This window comes from Candidatus Jordarchaeum sp. (genome assembly GCF_052745115.1).
Window position 1 is genome coordinate 1 of the sequence record NZ_JBRAKS010000036.1, and the last position, 17,653, is coordinate 17,653.

At 41.4% G+C, this 17,653-nt stretch carries 15 protein-coding genes; 7 read left to right on the top strand and 8 right to left on the bottom strand.

Features of this window, described 5'->3' with window-relative positions; genetic code table 11:
* Positions 1-141 precede the first annotated feature (141 nt).
* Positions 142-1,320: a (Fe-S)-binding protein gene (locus ACUVXA_RS04355; RefSeq protein WP_445870017.1), complete on the top strand. Its 1,179-nt coding sequence runs from the start codon at positions 142-144 to the stop codon at positions 1,318-1,320.
* Positions 1,321-1,343: 23 nt separating this feature from the next.
* Here ACUVXA_RS04355 and ACUVXA_RS04360 read toward each other — a convergent pair whose 3' ends face one another.
* Together ACUVXA_RS04360 and ACUVXA_RS04365 are read right to left on the bottom strand one after the other, a co-directional pair.
* Positions 1,344-3,860: a S8 family peptidase gene (locus ACUVXA_RS04360; RefSeq protein WP_445870018.1), complete on the bottom strand. Its 2,517-nt coding sequence runs from the start codon at positions 3,858-3,860 to the stop codon at positions 1,344-1,346.
* A gap of 172 nt (positions 3,861-4,032) precedes the next feature.
* Positions 4,033-4,917, bottom strand: coding sequence for a hypothetical protein (locus ACUVXA_RS04365; protein WP_445870019.1), 885 nt, complete (start codon positions 4,915-4,917; stop codon positions 4,033-4,035).
* 181 nt (positions 4,918-5,098) lie between these two features.
* On the opposite strand from ACUVXA_RS04365, the gene ACUVXA_RS04370 reads away from it, so the two are divergent.
* Both ACUVXA_RS04370 and ACUVXA_RS04375 read left to right on the top strand, forming a co-directional pair.
* Positions 5,099-6,139 (top strand): phenylacetate--CoA ligase family protein, encoded by a 1,041-nt coding sequence (locus ACUVXA_RS04370; protein WP_445870020.1) that lies wholly within the window; start codon positions 5,099-5,101, stop codon positions 6,137-6,139.
* A gap of 19 nt (positions 6,140-6,158) precedes the next feature.
* Positions 6,159-7,487 carry a phenylacetate--CoA ligase family protein gene (locus tag ACUVXA_RS04375; RefSeq protein ID WP_445870021.1) on the top strand — a complete coding sequence of 443 codons (1,329 nt, stop codon included), beginning with the start codon at positions 6,159-6,161 and terminating at the stop codon, positions 7,485-7,487.
* 405 nt (positions 7,488-7,892) lie between these two features.
* On the opposite strand, the gene ACUVXA_RS04380 is transcribed toward ACUVXA_RS04375, so the two are convergent.
* The 3 genes from ACUVXA_RS04380 to ACUVXA_RS04390 all read right to left on the bottom strand — a co-directional run bounded on the left by ACUVXA_RS04380 (position 7,893) and on the right by ACUVXA_RS04390 (position 10,182).
* Positions 7,893-8,633: a hypothetical protein gene (locus ACUVXA_RS04380; RefSeq protein WP_445870022.1), complete on the bottom strand. Its 741-nt coding sequence runs from the start codon at positions 8,631-8,633 to the stop codon at positions 7,893-7,895.
* 264 nt (positions 8,634-8,897) lie between these two features.
* The gene (locus ACUVXA_RS04385; RefSeq protein WP_445870023.1) at positions 8,898-9,653 is read right to left on the bottom strand and encodes a hypothetical protein; all 756 of its coding nucleotides are present in this window, start codon (positions 9,651-9,653) and stop codon (positions 8,898-8,900) included.
* 199 nt (positions 9,654-9,852) lie between these two features.
* On the bottom strand, positions 9,853-10,182 hold the full coding sequence (locus ACUVXA_RS04390) for an ArsR family transcriptional regulator (protein WP_445870024.1): 330 nt from the start codon (positions 10,180-10,182) through the stop codon (positions 9,853-9,855).
* A gap of 139 nt (positions 10,183-10,321) precedes the next feature.
* Between ACUVXA_RS04390 and ACUVXA_RS04395 the strand changes: the two genes are divergently transcribed.
* The gene (locus tag ACUVXA_RS04395; protein WP_445870025.1) at positions 10,322-11,434 is read left to right on the top strand and encodes a mandelate racemase/muconate lactonizing enzyme family protein; all 1,113 of its coding nucleotides are present in this window, start codon (positions 10,322-10,324) and stop codon (positions 11,432-11,434) included.
* Between the two features lie 81 nt (positions 11,435-11,515).
* On the opposite strand, the gene ACUVXA_RS04400 is transcribed toward ACUVXA_RS04395, so the two are convergent.
* The gene (locus ACUVXA_RS04400; RefSeq protein WP_445870026.1) at positions 11,516-11,776 is read right to left on the bottom strand and encodes a hypothetical protein; all 261 of its coding nucleotides are present in this window, start codon (positions 11,774-11,776) and stop codon (positions 11,516-11,518) included.
* A 370-nt stretch (positions 11,777-12,146) separates the two neighbouring features.
* Here ACUVXA_RS04400 and ACUVXA_RS04405 point away from each other — a divergent pair, with 370 nt between their 5' ends.
* Together ACUVXA_RS04405 and ACUVXA_RS04410 are read left to right on the top strand one after the other, a co-directional pair.
* A complete protein-coding gene (locus tag ACUVXA_RS04405; protein ID WP_445870027.1) occupies positions 12,147-12,866 on the top strand; it encodes a (Fe-S)-binding protein in 720 nt (239 codons plus the stop codon).
* A 10-nt stretch (positions 12,867-12,876) separates the two neighbouring features.
* A complete protein-coding gene (locus ACUVXA_RS04410) occupies positions 12,877-14,166 on the top strand; it encodes an LUD domain-containing protein (RefSeq protein ID WP_445870028.1) in 1,290 nt (429 codons plus the stop codon).
* Between the two features lie 117 nt (positions 14,167-14,283).
* On the opposite strand, the gene ACUVXA_RS04415 is transcribed toward ACUVXA_RS04410, so the two are convergent.
* Positions 14,284-15,975, bottom strand: coding sequence for a thiamine pyrophosphate-binding protein (locus ACUVXA_RS04415; protein WP_445870029.1), 1,692 nt, complete (start codon positions 15,973-15,975; stop codon positions 14,284-14,286).
* A 181-nt stretch (positions 15,976-16,156) separates the two neighbouring features.
* Between ACUVXA_RS04415 and ACUVXA_RS04420 the strand changes: the two genes are divergently transcribed.
* Positions 16,157-16,951 (top strand): enoyl-CoA hydratase/isomerase family protein, encoded by a 795-nt coding sequence (locus tag ACUVXA_RS04420; RefSeq protein ID WP_445870031.1) that lies wholly within the window; start codon positions 16,157-16,159, stop codon positions 16,949-16,951.
* A gap of 46 nt (positions 16,952-16,997) precedes the next feature.
* On the opposite strand, the gene ACUVXA_RS04425 is transcribed toward ACUVXA_RS04420, so the two are convergent.
* Positions 16,998-17,411, bottom strand: coding sequence for a hypothetical protein (locus ACUVXA_RS04425; protein ID WP_445870030.1), 414 nt, complete (start codon positions 17,409-17,411; stop codon positions 16,998-17,000).
* Positions 17,412-17,653: the final 242 nt, after the last annotated feature.

The window sequence follows — 17,653 nt, forward strand, 5'->3', positions numbered from 1 at the left end:
CCGAACACCATTTAGGCGGTGTCCTAAATGGGTAAGTTTCGGACAACGGTTCAAAAATCTTTATGCAATACTTACTCAAATGATTTGCAAAAGAATCTTATAGTTGATGAGCTAGGAGTTTAGGGACAAAGAGGTGTTTTAATGGCTTCATACAATTTTTTTGATAGGGAATCTTGCGATTTGTGTGGTTTGTGTTTAAACCAGTGTCCTATAATGGAGTTCCCCATAGATCGAGCAAAAGAGGAGTTCAGTAAGCTGGTTAACGGTGAGGAGACTGAGGTTTTAACTCGGTGTACGAGTTGCATGTCTTGCGATATTTTCTGTCCTAATGGTAGTCGCCCCTACGAGTTGATACTGTACCGGTGGTATGAGCGTTACAAGAAGCAGGGTTTACCTTTGGCGGCGAAATTTTTCCTTCCCTACCAGTTTCCAAACTTTGGCACAGCGCTAATGGAACACCTTCCAGAAGATGAAAAGAAAACAGTCGAGTCCTGGGCTAAACTTGAGAAAAAAGAGGAAATATTCTATCCTGGCTGCAACATGATTTTTTTATCCTATCTTAGCTTCTCCAAGCTCTTTGAAAATATGACTTTTATGGGGTCTCAAAAACTGTGCTGCGGTGAACCATGGTACCGGATAGGAGTGCTGGAAACCTCCGAACAGATCGCTGAAAAGCTGGAGAAGCAATTCCGAGAACTGGGAGTGAGGAGGATGATTATTCCCTGCCTAGCGGGATGCAACATGTACAAAAATGTGTATCCCAAGTTTGGAGCAAAATTCGATTTTGAAATTATTCCAGTACTAGATTGGCTGTGGGAAAAAATCGATAGTGGAGAGCTAAAATTAAAACGTAAAATAGGTAAAACCGTAACACTTCACGATAATTGTCAGGCCAAGCCTTTTGGAAACAAGTACTATGACCTTTCCCGGAAAATACTACACTCTATTGGAGTCAAAATATTGGAGATGGAACATCACCGGGATAAATCTCTATGCTGTGGAATGGCCGCATTTGCCGGGAGTCACAGCGTAGAGGATATACTGAATGCCGCTACGAGACGATATGAGGAGGCGGTGGATACTGGTGCCGAGGCTTTAGCATTGTACTGTGGGGGATGCCACTGGGTTCTCACGATAGCAAAAATCCTAAGCCAAGGAAAAACCCCTATTTTCCACCTGTTTGAACTGGTTCAAATGGCAATGGGTGAAAATCCGCCCCATAGAAACACTGAAAGAGCCCAGAAAATCTTCGAACTAGCAATGGCGGAAGCAGCAAAAGTTGATCCTAAAGAGCGCTTCTGGGTGCAAAAAATCGAGTAAAAAGAAAAAAAGGAAAAAAAGAATCAGATTTGAAGATAATTTATGAGGAATAAGTACGAAGCCAATGCATTTGCTCTGCCAAATCCATATAGGATATCCCAACCAGGGGAACCAAGATCGTACTCCTGCGCCCCGGCTATCAGTGACCAGCGAATAACTACTGCTTTGAGAATGGGGGGCACACCCTGTTCCTCGCATTTCTGTGCTAACAGGAGAGCAATTCCGGCAACCATGGGAACAGAACCACTAGTGTAGGGTCCGGGGCCAGTTAGCTCCGGTTTGGGAAGATACCAGCGAGGCGAGGGTCCAATTGGACTTACCGGAGACCACCTCTCATTTTCAGGACCCATAGTAGCCGCCACAGTTATCCCCCAATCCGCGATTCCCGGCAACAATATTCCCCCAATACGGTTTTTAGTGAAGTCCAAGTAACCTCCACCAGCAACAATCACCACTATGCCGCTTAGAAACGCCCGATCCACCGCTGCAGTAAGGAACCCATAGATCTGGTCTCTGCTACCCAAAGCTAGTGCAATCACGGTAATGTTGGAGCGGTCCTTGTTTCTCACACACCAGTCGATGGCTTCAGCCATATAGATACAGTTCATGTAGAAGGATTCTTCGCTACCGGTTTTAATCTTAAGATCAATGATGTTAGCCTCTGGCGCTATCCCTCTTACACCCGCTATCTGTTGAGCAACTCCAGTTCCATGCCTTAAAGGACTCTCCGGTGTTAACTCGCCCACTATCCTAGGGTCTCCCTCTTGCCCTGTGAGAAAGTTTACTTGGTATATTACACGACCCCTTATCTCCTCATTGAAATCGTTTACTCCCGAGTCAACTACCGCTACTGTGGTTCCCTTCCCGGTAATATTAAATGCTTTGAGTACATCTGCCCCAACAAAGAAGTAGTAGGGATAGTGGAAATCGATATCGGGAGGAACCAATGGATACTCATTCCACAGTACATAAGCCAAATTAAAGTCATCAACCAGCCTAGATAAATTTGCTATCAAATATGAGTTATTCTCAGCGGTGACATTTCCATAAATCGCATAATAAGTCTTCTGTGTATAAATAGCGAATTCACCATTATGTTTCTCAAAAGTGAAGGACTCGTTGTAAGGGGAGCTGTTTAGTTTTTCTAAATAACCTACCGGAGAGGTTTTAAACCTTAGTATAACCGAAACATTTTGAGTCTCGCTTATGTTGAGTAAATGGGGATCTATTTTGTCTTCTGTGGTCAGGCTTTTTGGTGTCACTAGTGATTGTGTTAATGGTGTGGAGTTTACTTCACTATTCAGAAATAGGATTGGTGTAACCAAAGCTAATATTACTAGTAACAGTATGGTAGCTCTTGTGGATGGTTTTAACATTTTGCGTATGGTTTCTCTAATATCCCAGCCCGGTTTCTGTGTGATAATTGGGATTGAAACTACCGTGGCAACTATTGCTAAGCTGAGGTAGACCAGTATGGGTACTGTGGGGGTAGTGATGGGAATGTAATAGTTGGAAAGCACAATTCTGGAGAGTCCGGGGTAGAAGTATATGTAGATTAGGAAAGCGATTAGAGTCACGGTTTTATATTTCGAGTTTTGAACGTAGACTATTATTCCTATAGTAAACAATATCATGGAAATTAATGTGTATAAGTTAAAATTCAGAGGAAATATGGCGTGAATACGTCCAAGATCTAGAGGGGCCAGAATCGAGGAATACAGAATATATCTTTCTACCCAAATCTGAACCGGGATAAAGGCTAAGGGAAAAGCGACTAGGGTAAGTATGGTTCCGCCAATCACTTGGTGCCACTTGATAAGCGGTGGCTCCTTTTGGAAGCAGGTGACTACACACCCTAATATCAAAGTGTAAACACCAATAATCTCAAAGGCATCAACTGTGTACGCCAAGGTTTGCTGAGTATAAAAGTAACCAATTCCGGGGAGGACATAGAAAGAAGAGCTCGCAATCCAATATAACACCATGAAAATCATAGCCAATCCAAAAATCACCGTTACCACCCCTGATCTGAAATAAAATTTTTCACCCGGCTTCTCAACCATCCTATTTCTCAAAAGAAAATCGGCGGTCAAAACTAAAGATAGAGTAATAAAAACTGATACCAGAACGACGCTTTGGACTAGACCGGTATAGCCGTTAAACAAATAAAACGAGCCATCTGCAAGAGCGGTACTAAAAGCGGTGTACCCGCTAGTCCTCTGCACCAGAGTTAGACAGGCAACCAGCAACAACACTGTTTTACTCATGTAAGCTATCCACGACTCAACAATCTTTTTCTTTTCAAGCAGAAGCATTAAACAGGAAAAGAAGAAAATTTCTCCAAGCAAGAATACCAGAAACCCCACCGAAGACCAAATAATCTGTTCAGTAATAGAAAAAAACACTGGAGGCCCAGCGAGGAAAGTTGAAGACAAAAACCGCCACTCACTCAAGGATAATCCAAACAAAGCCAAAAGAATTCCAATAACACAGCCCAAGAAATACTTCTCTTCAAGTAGAGTTGTCATCTTTTTATACACTGAAATCACCCAGCTATACTATATCGCTAATATAAACTATTAAAAAATTTCACTTTTCCTGGTAAGAAACTTACATTTCTCGAAAATTTTACTTGATTCCCACTATCTCCTAAATTATTTTTTAAAAATTCAAATTCAAAAAAGGAAGAGGAAAGATCCTCAAGATTAAAAATTATTTCTTTTTATTATCCTTGCTACCTTTTTCCTCTTTTTCCGACTCCATTTGCTTAACTTGTTTTTTTTTCTCCACCAGAATGTTTGCAAAGAACTGGGCTGAGGAGTATGCACTCTCCACCTCACCCAGTGATAGGTCCTTCAACTCACTTTTCATCTTTGCAGCTGGCGTAATGCCTTTTTCCGCGGCGTATACTTCTGCGCTCTTCATCTGTCTATCAGTTCTAAACTCGCTCCTCTGAAGGTAGTAATGACTAATCATGTGAATCACCCTACCGCCACCCACAGTAAAAGTGACAGCCACCGCTTCCTCATCGTACCTCTCTTTCAACTCCTTGCTCCTTATTAAGATTCTCACCTTATCCTTATTCAGAACGCGGATGGGATAGGAGCTTCCCTCAAGCCACCAAACAGGCTCATCTCTTTTTTCCACGACACCTTTAACCAGGGGGTTTTCAGCGTCTAGTATCTCGATTTTCACCACCTCGTCCCCAGTTGGTTTATTGTTATATTCCACATATCCCGGGAATGCTTGCTCCAGCACGTTTTTAAGCGACCAGTCAGTGGTGAACAGGAATCCTCCGTCCCTAACAAATCCCCGAACCTTCTCAATCGCCTTAGCGTCCAGGTTTCCGGGACAATTAATCAATAGTAGCTGTTTAGCGCTAAGAGGCACGTTACCCAGCTGTCCAGCATCGATCACCGTATGAGGGATGCCTAACGATTGGAAAACATTTTCAATAAAATCATACTGGCCTCTCACCACTATTATGTCCGATTCTTTAACCTCATCCACTAGTGCCAAGTCTTCCTTTCTTTCCTTCTCCATCTTCTCTCTTAGTAAGCTCCAAGAAGCCCGATAAGCTTTCTCCATTTTCGACATAAAATATCACCCAGAAAATATATGGAAAATCGCTTTCCAACAATTTATACACATAATAATCTATTAACTATTTCTGACCCAAAAAATAAAATCCCAGAACTCAAAAATTCTAACTAATGTAAAATTTTAAATATTAGCTAAATAAAACTATATTAAATTACCCTGTTTGGAGGGAGAAATTTTGGATAACGGCACAAACGCTTACAATCCCATAATAGAACTAATGCCCCGAAAAGAACTGGAACAGCTACAAACAAACAACCTAAAAAGACAACTAGAATACGTCTACCAAAAATCCGAATTCTACCACAAAAAATTCGAAAAAGCAGGAATAAAACCCACAGACATAAAAACCCTAGCAGACCTCAAAAAAATACCCGTAACAACAAGGCCAGAAATCCAGGAAAAAATCAAAGAAACCAAAGACCCCCACGGAGGCAGACTCTGCACCACAAGAACAGAACCCCTAATCGCATTCTCACCCGAATTCCCACCAGAAGGAGAACCCATATACCTAGTCATAAACTTCAAAGACGCACAATTCGCAGTCGAAATCCTAACCAGACAACTAGTAATGGTTGGCACCACCAAAAATGATAGAATACTACACATGTCCTGGTCCTGGAACCCCATAAACTCCTTCCTATCCCCAGTCTACAATAACTACACCAACCAAGCCGTAGGAGACATCCTAAACTGCACAATACTACACACCGAAGAGGTGGGCCCCGACGCACCACGAGCACTATACACCTCAAAATTCTTCAAACCCAAAACAGTCATCGCCCCCTTCATGGCCCTAATAGGGGTAAAAATGGAAGCAGAAAAACAAAACATACCCCTAAACTCCCTAGGATTCCAAGTAATAGTTTTCAGAGACCGCAAAGAACTACCAAAAAGTGAAGACAAAAAAATCGCCGAAAAAGAATGGAGCGTAAAAACACAATCCATGCTAGACATCCAAGACAACCTATTCTACGCCATGGACTGCCCCCAACACAAAGGACTACACGTGTGGGAAGACATGTACATCGCCGAAGCCACCGACCCCAACACCGGAGAACCCCAACCGCCAGGAAAACCTGGAAAACTCACCATAACCAACCTATTCGCCGAAGCAGTACCCCTAATCAGGTACCAAACCCCCATAGACTGCAAAATAGAAAACGACAAGTGCCCCTGTGGAAGAACACACACCCGAATAATCCCCACAAACTACTAAAAAAGGAGGAAAAACAAAAATGAGTGAAAGCGAATATTGGAACCCCCAAATAGAAACCACGCCCCTAAAACAACTAAAAGAAATCCAACTCAAAAAAATAAAATACCTCACCCAATACGCCTATCACAACTCCCAATGGTACCACAAACTATACAAAGAAGCCAACATAAAACCCGAAGACATAAAAACCCTAGAAGACTTCAAAAAAGTACCCTACTACCGAAAAGACAACATAAGAGACGAAACCACAAAAACCGGAGACCCCTTCGCCGGAATCCTAACCGTCCCCCTAGAAAGACTAATCAGCATACACCCCTCAACCGGAACTACCGGAATACCCACATTCATGCCCTACACCTCAGAAGACCTCAAAACCATGAGCGACGTAGCCCTAAGAAACCTCTGGATGATGAAACTAAGACCCGGAATGAAAATGATAGCCAACCCCATGAATTGGCACTGGTTTGCGGCCGCCTATAATATGGGTTTTCAGAGGTTGAATTTGTCTTGGGGTATTAATGCCTGTATTCCCCACCCTGTAACTGCGCCCCACATGTACAACGCGATTGTTAGACTTAAACCTGATTTTGGAGTCATCGTACTCGACCTCATGCTCGGACTTAACGATTTATGTCAAAGATTAAACGTAGAACCGAAAAACGTATTCTCCTCACTTAAGTATGTTTTTGATGGTATGGGTGAGCCTGTGACTCCGGAGTTGAGGAAGACTTTGATTGATTTGTGGGGCTTGGAGGATCTCTGGGATGCTGGGGGTGTTGGTGATGGATTGTTGCCGGTTGCGGATTGTTATGCGCATCTCGGTCAGCATGTCTGGGACGACTACTACTACATTGAGCTTATTGACATGGAGACTGAGGAGCTTTTGGGACCGGAGGAGCGTGGCGAGTATCTGGTTACGAATCTTTTTGTGCTGGGTCACCCGTATGTGCGGTTTGCCACCGAGGATTTTGCCTACATGTCTGAGAAGGAGTGTGACTGTGGGAGAACCCATCTTAGACTCCGAGTTTTTTCGAGGACGGGTTGGGTTTTCGACGTTGGTGGACGCAAGATTAATCCCTATGATGTGCGGTTGGTGCTGGAGAAGTTTCCCGAAACTAGGGAAGGTTCGTTCACCATGATTAAATCCAAGGGCAAGATGGATAAGTTGAAAATTAAGGCTGCGTACGATCAGAAGATTACCAAGGATTTGGATGATTTGACTCGTCGGGTGAAGGAGGGTTTCAAAAAGGAGTTGGGTGTGGATTCGGAGATTGAGTGGGCTACCTGGGAGGAGATTCCCAAAATTTTCCACAAGATTCAGAGAATAACTGATTTATCAAAAGAATAATAAAAATTCTTTATCCATTTTTCTTTTTTACCGTAAACGGGAAGTATATGCTTGTGTTTTGCTCACAAGTTTCCCCGGAAAGAAGCATTTTTTAAGCCCCCGAAACAAGGGAATAAACAACCACATAATTAACGAGAAATACACATGTGAACAAAATTAATAGAAAAGGGTGGTGCACATGTTCTAAAAGCACATGGTTGCCCAAAATAAGGTCATTCCAGACCACTCACCGGCTGAAAGGCGCCCCACACACCTTCCGCATACGGGCGCAAAATAAATTGGTACAACCTTTGCAAAAACCGTTCTCCATCTACGGAGATTGAAAGTTTTTTACTTGTTTTTGATTAAGAATACTAAGAAGACATGTCTTAATTAATTGTAAATAAAAAATGCCTAGTTTAGGATTTAGGCCATTTCGCGTGACTGGAAAAATACAAGGGTTGCAATTATGAATGTAATGGATAGTACTATGAATGCTAACCACGGGAGTAATACTCCTGTAAGCAGTATGATTCCCGCAACTGTGGCTAGTATCCCTGTCGCCAAACTTAGCCTTGGGTTGTCCAGTCCTTCTCTCAAATTGATGAACACAGCTCCAAATACGATAATTGTAATACCGACTATTATGAGACCTAGCCATAATAAGGAAGTATTAATTTGGGGGACTCCGCCTGCGAGGATAATGAATTGAATTGGATGCTGTGTAATTAACGAGGGGGCGATTAGTGAGGTAAATGTTAGTGTGTTATCACCAGTTACCACCCCTAACAGTAGTAGTATTATGGCTGATATGGCACCTGCTACTCCGACTACGAAACTAATTGCACCCAGGGCTTTTCTCTTTATTTTACCAAGTCCATGTAGTCCCACGCCAGTCAAGATCAAGTTTAAAATCAGAACCACAGCTAGGATGAGTGTAAACCACACAAAACTAGCCCGCAAATCGCCTAAGTGGACATTTAAGGAGGCTGGGATGCATGGATGTACAAGGAGATCTGGGTATATAGTAGGAAGGTTTTGAAAGGTAACCGTGAAGTCATATATTCTTGCGTAATCATAGTACAGCATACTCCACACAATTCCTACTAGGGTTGCCTCTACGCCCAAAATTGAGCCTAAAACTCCAGTAGTAATTGCTTTATTCATAAAACCCCACTTAAAATATAGTTATCATCTTATTTTTATTAAATGGGCATATAACTTTTTTTAACTTATAAACAGTTAAAGTAGTTTTCATTTGGTACAAATCTAATTTATTATAGCTTTAGAGTCTTTACATAGTCCTGATTTTCTATCTTTTTAATCTTAAAAATATAATTCTCGTTATACATAATCTAAGGATACTCAGAAAATGTTAAAACACGGCATACTTTTTTAAGAACTTTAAATAAAAAAAGAGGGGGGATGTTTTTAGGCCAGTTCTCGTGCCTGGAAGAATATTAGGGCTGCCATTATGGAGGCCACGAACAGTAGGATGAACGCTAACCACGGGGCAATTGGTCCTGCGAACAGAAAGATTCCTGCGATTATTGCTAGTACCCCAGTCGCCACACTTAGCCCTGGACTAGCCAGCGTTTCTCTCATAGTGATGAATGTAGCTCCAAAGATGATCAGTGTAATGCCGATAATTAAGAGTCCTAGCCATAAGGAAGCGACACTCACGGTGGGCACACCTGCGGCAAGGCTAAAAGATAAAATTATTATCCCTAGTTTTTCACTCAGAACTGCAGGTAAATTAATGGTCATCCATATTGAGGACATTGTGTGTGTGGTGCCACCCGCTGCTGCTCCCGCTAATAATAGTATTAGGGCTAGTATGGCTCCTATTATTCCGACCACTAGGCTGACGGTGCCCATGGTCTTTCCTTCTATCTTACCGATTCCGTATAGTCCTATACCCATTAGAATTAGGGTTAGTAGTGCGAATAGAACGAAGATGATAGTTAAGATCGAGAAACTGCTTATAGCATTACTTAACATAATGTTTTGGATGCCGCCGATGAATATCATATATTCTCCGAATACGAAAAAGAGACTCTGTATGCTAACCGCCGATCGGTACATTGAATCGATGGCGTAGTACTGTAAGCTCCACAGAACACCAGCGATAGCTGTAAGCAAACCCATCACTGCGCCAAAAATTCCAGCAGTAATCGAATTACTCAAAATTCTTCACCATTTTCTTGTCGTTATACTGAATTTATAATCAAATCTGATATATACCTTTTGCTGTATTGGTAAAAATATTTTATTTTTAAAATATGTAACATTCTTTGTTGTTATTTGAGTAAGAAAAAGAAGGGCTAGGTGTGCAGATTTCTTATTTATATGGTGCCTTTATATCTTCTTCGATTGTTTAATTCTTTTATTTTGAAACATGTTTTGTGTATGCTACTCCTAGGGGTGTTAAATCTACCATATTCCCTTCCATCTTAGTATAGAAAATGTCCTCGAGGAATTGGATATGATACCTTGCTGTTTTTTCGTCAAGATTCAATTTGTCTGCTAATTCTTTTATATCCATAGCTTTCTCTTTGAGAATTGTCATGATTTCTCGTCTGACAGGACTCTGCATTACGTGGATTTCTTTTGTGTGGTGCTCTTTTACCTCTCCTACAAACTCTTTATCTATCATTTTTTCTCTCCATGCTTCAATTTCCTCGTCACTCATTTCTCTAACATCTTTTTTTGCCAAATTTCTCACCCTGTTTCCCAGCTATTCAAAATATGTTCCACATTTATATGAGTACAATTTAAAGGTAATCCAATATGCTGAAAATCAACTCTAAAATTATATACCAACGCTAAAGGTTATATGTGTAAAAGATTCAAATATGGTTAAAGTATTGGGAGAGTTTATCGAGGTGAAAATAACAGAAGTTAAAGCAGAAATTATACGACTACCCTTTTCAATAAAGATTGGAAGCATGCCCAGAATTAATGCCTCGGGAACACTTGTCACCATTAAGACCGATGAGGATATTGAAGGTTATGGTCTGAGCCACTTCTCTCTCAGCGATGAGGTTCAGGTGGACTTCATTGAGGGGGCACTCTCAAAACTGCTCAAGAAAAAGGACCCCTTCATGCTCGAAAATATTTGGAGAGAAATGTACAATAACACCTGGCGAATCCAATTCGGAATCGGACAATCCATAAGCGCGGTGGAAGTAGCACTATGGGACATCATAGGAAAAAGCCTCAAGATGCCAATCTACAAGTTATTGGGAGGATACCGGGACAAAGTCAAGGCGTATGCCAGCTTCGCCTTTGCCCTAGCACCCAAAGCAGCTGTGGGCATGGCCAAAGCCGCTGTTGAAAGAGGATTCAAAGCCGTCAAGCTCAGAATCGGCGAAGGACTAAAACAAGATGAGGAGATAATAAAAGCTGTCAGAGAAGAATACCCTGATCTGGGAATCATGGCTGACGCCAACTCCGCCTATGAATCGGTAAAAGAAGCGGCTGAACTCGCAGGCATATGTGAAAGCTATGATCTAATCTGGTTAGAAGAAGCCCTTCCCTCGGATAACCTAATCGGCTTATCGGAACTACGTGCAAGATCCAATATTGAGATTGCCGGCGGAGAAAATGACTTCGGGCTAAGACGATTCCGAGAAATCCTAGAAGCTGGAGCCTACGACATAATACAACCAGACGCAACCAGAAGCGGAGGAATACTACAAGTCAAAAAAATCTGTGCCCTAGCCGAAGCCTTCGGCATACGAGCCATCCCCCACATCTTCGGCTTCGGACCAATAATGACCGCGAACATCCATGTTATTGCATCGAATTATAACTCAGACTGGATGGAATATCCGTTTTATCCCCCTGAGTTTTACCTTTTGAAGACACCGATACCTATTGAGGATGGCTATGCTGTTGTGCCCCAAGAGCCAGGTCTAGGTGTGGAATTGGACTGGGAGTCAATAGAAAAATACAAGGTTAAATAAACTTTCTCTTTTTTTATTATATTTTATAATTATAATTAATAATGTACGGTTTCTACTTCTAGAAGTGGTAGACGTCTATTTTTACTCTTCAAAGACTTTCACTTTTATTCTGTTGAATTCTTTTACGGTGATTGCCCCGACTTCGTAGGCTTCTATGGCTACTGTGATTTCTTCTAATAATTTTCGCGTTTTTTGAAAGACTTCGCTTGGGATGTCGGGGTCTTTTTCTATTATGTAGAATTCTTTCCAGCAGCGTTCTAGGCATTTGTGTATGTCTTTTGTTTTCCCCTCGTCCATGCTGTTTACTAATTCTCTTAGGTTTTGAAATACGGTTTTCGTCAATATCTTCCGCCCTCATTTCAATTTTGTCTCTATGCTATAGAATTGAATTTATGCCCTTATAATCTTTATGCACGTTTATATATTAACTATATTTCTATATTTTTAAAGAATTTTTTATAGTATTTCTGAGCCCAGCATTTCTATCTCTATAGAGTTTATTTTCCTCTTAAGTTTATATGCTATCTTCGTATTAGCGGGGTAATATTAAAACAGTCGAGATAAAAAATTTGAGTAATCATTTCCTATTTCTATTTAGTTTTGGACTATTTAATCACCACTAAAACCATTGCATTTTTTGAGGAAATATATATATTCTGAATTAATTATCTGAATTATAATTTCAATATAACTAATAATATGCGGGATAAATATGGGAGAGACTATTCTGTATATGGGTTGTATGTCCCCTTATCGCAGACCAAACATAGCAACCACAACCAAAAATATTTTGGACAATTGTGGCGTTGATTATATAATTTTAAATGATGAGCCCTGTTGCGGTGGTTTCCTCTTTAGAACCGGACAACTAGAAGCTGCGAAGGAAAGGGTGCGTAAAAACTTTAAATACTTCAAATCTAACGGAGTTGAAAGGATTTTAACTTTCTGTCCAGGATGTTACAGAGCCTTTACGTGTGACTATCCTACTGTGGAACCCGACTTTAATATTGAAATTGAGCATATTTCAAAAACCTTAAAGGATTTGATAAATTCTGGAAAACTGGTTTTCAAAAGTTCTATTCCTTTGAAGGTAACTTACCATGATCCCTGTCACCTGGCGAGACACTGCGGTATCTATGACGAACCCCGAGAAGTGATAAAAGCCATACCCGATATTGAATACTTTGAGTTACTTAGGTCTAGGGAAGATGCGAAGTGCTGTGGGGCCGGCGGCGGTGTGATGTCCGCCTATCGTGAAAACACTCAGAGATCAAGTGAGAAGCGGATAAATGATGTGGTACTAATGGAGGGAAAGATTCTGGTTACTACCTGTCCCTTCTGCAACCTTTCATTGGCTAACGCTGCGGAGCGAAAGCAAACTGGTGTCGAGGTGTTAGATCTGCCGGAAATAGTATGGAAAGCAATGTGTTGAGGTGTATAAAATGTCTAAGGAAATTCATGATTATGTTTCAGAAAGGATAGGCAAAGCGGTTTTGAACAAACCGGTGATGGACTTCTTTGAGTTCGGATTGAATTATAAGTATCAGATGCTAATGAAGAAAATGCCCCAATTAAAAAAGCTAAGTGAAAGTTATAGGCGTATAAAAGAATACTCCATCAATAACCTTGAGGAGCTAGTAAAAATTGCTAAAGAAAATCTGGAGAAAAATAATAATCATGTCTTTATCGCCAAAACCGCCGAAGACGCTAAAAAATATGTATTAAAGGAGACCGAGGGGGTCGATCTAATAACAAAATCCAAGTCTACTACCGCAAAGGAGTGCGGCATAACAAAGGCTCTTGAAGAAAGGGGGGTAACAATAATTGAGACTGACCTCGGAGACAGAATCATCCAAATAGGCAAAGAGGAACCGAGTCTTCCGATTGGACCCGCAGTACACGTAACTCTGGGTAGGGTTGCAGAAATTTTTAGCAAAGATTTGGGATATGAAGTGGAGCCAGACTTCGAACCTATCAGAATCGCTGCGCGCAAGAATATGCGTGAAAAAATGTTACAGGGCAAAACCTGTCTGACGGGAGCTAATGCAATCGGAGCCGAAGATGGTATAATTGGACTGATCGAGAATGAGGGAAATATAAGTTTAATAACACGTCTAGCGGATAAGCACATAGCTGTTGCTGGAATAGATAAGATTGTACCCGACTGGGAGAGTGCGACTACCATTATTAAGAGTATGGAGTCCTTTCTAGATATTTGTGGCAGTTACACATCCTTTATTAAAGGTCCTTCGAGAACAGCTGATCTCCAGGGTATAAATGTGTTAGGTATGCATGGTGCACAGGAGGTTCATGTTGTTCTGGTGGATGATTGGAGGACTAGAGCTAAGAATTCGGGATTTGAGGAGCTGCTTTACTGCACCAATTGTAGTGCTTGCTTCTTTGCTTGCACTGCGGTGTTGGCTGGTGGGCTTGCTTATGGCTCCGAGGATGTTAAAGGGGGCATAGGTGTTGTACGTAGCGCATTCACTGATGGCATCGAGGACGCCGTGAAAAATGGGCTATTTATGTGCATCGGGTGTAAGGCTTGCACTGAATTGTGTCCGGGTAGAATAGATATAGCAAGCATGATTGAAAGACTAAGAGCTATAGCGATAGAACAGGGATTCGGAGTTCCATCCCATATAAAAATAGCCGAGTACATGGATAAATATGAGAATCCCTTTGGTGAATCCTTAGAGAAAAAGACAGAATGGATGAAAGCAAATAAATAGATCTTAACATTTTTATTTTTTTATTAATTAAACTCTGAGTATTTCAGATGATGCTGAATCTCTGTTGCTCGGCTATTTCTGGTATAAAGAAGATTAAAAATATATGGGGGAATAATGTCAACCTATTCTTCGTTGTGGAGAAACTTTGGTTAGTCCCAGATATGCTTCTAGGTTTATTGGTATTAATTCATCTGGATCTACGGGTACATCGACCACAGCTGGTTTTCCGCAGTCTAAGGCTTCCTTAATTGTGTCTTGTATTTCGCTGGGGCGTTCCAGGGTCCAGCCGCATGCACCGAAATCCTCGGCAAGCTTAGCTAGGCTAGGATTTCCATAATCACATCCGTAAGCGTCGCCATAAACTGTTTTCTGAAATAGTTTTGGTGTTCCGTAGCATCCATTGTTGAGGATCACTGAAACTACGTTTATTTCCTCTCTGACTGCTGTTTCCAAATCCTGTATGGTCATCATGAAGTCTCCCTCTCCAATAATGCAAATCACTGGCGTATCCGGTTTGGCCACTTTTGCGCCTAGAGCCGCTGGAAAGGCAAAGGCCATCGCGGCAAAATTAAATGCGGATAGCTGAGACCGGGGATGGTAAACCGGAAAATATTCTGCTGCAAAAGCGTGATGGCTGCCTGCACCCATTGTTATTATAGCGTTTCTCGGAATTATTTTTCGCATGTCAGTTAGAAGCCTCTGGGGCTTTATGGGAACTGCATCAGATTTGATTTGGGTGTACCACTTTTCTACCCATTCCCTTCTCTTATTTTCTAACTCTGAAATCCATGAGGCAGTTTTTTTGGTGTAGGTTTTGGATTTTAGTATCCTCAGCATTTCTGACAGTACCAGTTTCGCATCTCCGACTATTCCCAGTCTACAGGGATAATTTTTTCCTATAACGGTAGGATCTATATTCACATGGATGAGTTCGCCTGTAATGGAATTATTCATAAAATACATGGTGTTTACAGAAACACTAGCGCCAATAGCGAGTACCAAATCTGCGCTAGCTAGCGCATAATCCGCCGCGGCGTTCCCACCATAGCTTCCAGCCATGCCAACTGAGAGTGGATGATCTTCTGGAATGACTCCTCTCCCGTTGCCCGTGGTGGCTACTGGTATCTCTAGGGTTTCAGCTAGGGCTCTGAGTTCTTCCCAAGCTTCAGACCACATTACACCGGCACCAGCCAAAATAAGGGGAGAATCCGCTTTTAGGAGAAGATCCACCGCTTCCTCAATCATGCTTGAAGCCACATAACTCTGACTTGCTCTGATCAGATAGTCTAGATTTGCTTCTCCTACATTATCCCATAGGTCTTCTGGAACCTCCAAAAATACTGGACCAGGTTTACCGCTTTTAGCCAAATAAAAAGCATTAGATATTATGCGAGGCACATCCTCAATCTTCATTATTCGCTGCTGCCATTTTGTTATAGGTTTAAAAACAGCTATTTGATCCACTTCATCAAAAACATCTCTACCAATGAAATCCGATCTTACCTGACCAGTTATCAAAATCATGGGAGTGCCGTCTTTATAGGCGTCTGCCACGCTTAGGACTGTATTTAGTGTTCCGGGCCCGGCGGTCGCTTGGCACACCCCAACTTTTCCTGTAACCCGAGCATAACCATCAGCCATACTTGCCGCCGTTTGTTCGTGTCTAGTAACTATGTAATCTATGCTTTCATCCTTTCCCAGCTCGTAAACTAGTCTGCTAACCGCGGTACCTACCAATCCAAAAACGTGCTCCACATTGTTTCTCTTCAACATCTCCACTATTGCCTTACCCATATTTAATTGGACCATAAAAAATCCTCTGAGATGCTATAAATTAAAACAACATATATTATAACTTAAAAGACTTATGTGTCCAGAACAATATTTCGAATTAAAAATTTTTTCCAAAATATTGAAAATACTAAACTAAGCATAGTTTGATTAAGATGTTTAACAATTAATTCTTAAAATAATGGATCAATACTGTTTGGTGGTGGACAAAATTTACAAACACATTATTGTGGAAAAGAAGGATGGTGTAGCAAAAATCACCATGAACCGACCCGATAAATTGAACGCTCTTATGTCAGAAATGAATTTCGAAATTATTTCCGCCCTAAGAGATTTGGATCTTGATGATAGTGTTAGAGTTGTGATTCTTACCGGTGCAGGTCGTGCTTTTAGTGCGGGAGGAGATATAAACCAGATGCAGGAGAAATACTACAAACTCGATGGCTTAGAGCTTCGAAGAACTCTTCAGCAAGGCGTAAAAACAGTGGTTTCAACCATTTGGAACATGGAAAAACCGATCATCGCAGCAGTAAATGGACCGGCTACTGGAGCCGCCTGCAACATAGCTTTTGCCTGTGATATTGTTATCGCCTCTGAAAATGCTCGCTTCGGGGAAGTTTTCATTAGAGTAGGGCTGGGCCCTGATGGGGGAGGAAGCTACCTACTACCTAGACTAGTGGGTATTCACAAGGCTAAGGAGTTATTCTTTACTGGTAGAATTTTTGACGCAAAAGAGGCGTTGCAGCTCGGTTTAGTAAACAGGGTGGTTCCCTCAGAAGAGTTGGATTCAACTGTGATGGATTTCGCCAAAGAATTGGTACAAAGGCCGGCAAGAGCATTGGGAGTAGCTAAAAAAGCAATTAACGAAGCCCTAAATATGAGCATGGAACAAACATTAGATTACGAGATGACTCTCCAAAGTTTATGTTTCCAAACAGATGAAAATAAAGAGTTGGTGAAAGAATTTCTAGAAAAGAAAAGGAAAAAGGACTAACCTATGCCAAGAGCAGAAAAAGTAGGGATCTTTTCCCAGTCTAGTTTTATTCAAAGAGTTCCTTTTGGGTTCTTCTCATCTGTTTAGCGCTTTCCGCAGCTTTTTTATCTTCCGAGTCAAACGCTAATGACTGTAGTTGTTTAAGCTCTTTTTTCAAAGCATTACTGACACTCTTTGCTCTACCGGGAGCCATAGGCGCTACTGCTATTTGTTTTTGGTAACCTTCTATCAACTCCTCAGCTCTTTCTTTATCTCCTTTATAGGCAGCTCTACCCGCTTGTTGTACTCTCATTGCTGCTGAGATTTCTGGATCATATGTTTTCGCATACTCCTCCCCGTCTTTAGTCTTTTTTATAGTTTTGGAAACCACTCTTAGATGCTTTATTCCCTCTGAGTCTATGTATTGGATCTGTGCCTGGATTGGGATTTCTTCTTCCTTTATTTCTTTAGGGGCTTCCATCTCGAAGAAAATTTCTCTATCCTCTGTTACTCCTCCTAGTCTGATGGGTTCTTCCGGTTTAAAGGTTTCAGAAGGGGTTCACAACAGTAGAAAGATTTAATGATAAATAATACCATTCTTGGACTTTAATCATGAACCCAAACATCCACAGAGACGTCCAATACAAGGCTACAACCATATGCCCACAAGAACCAAGCCGACAATCAGCGTGGAGAACAAAAATCCGCTAAAAGGAACCACCG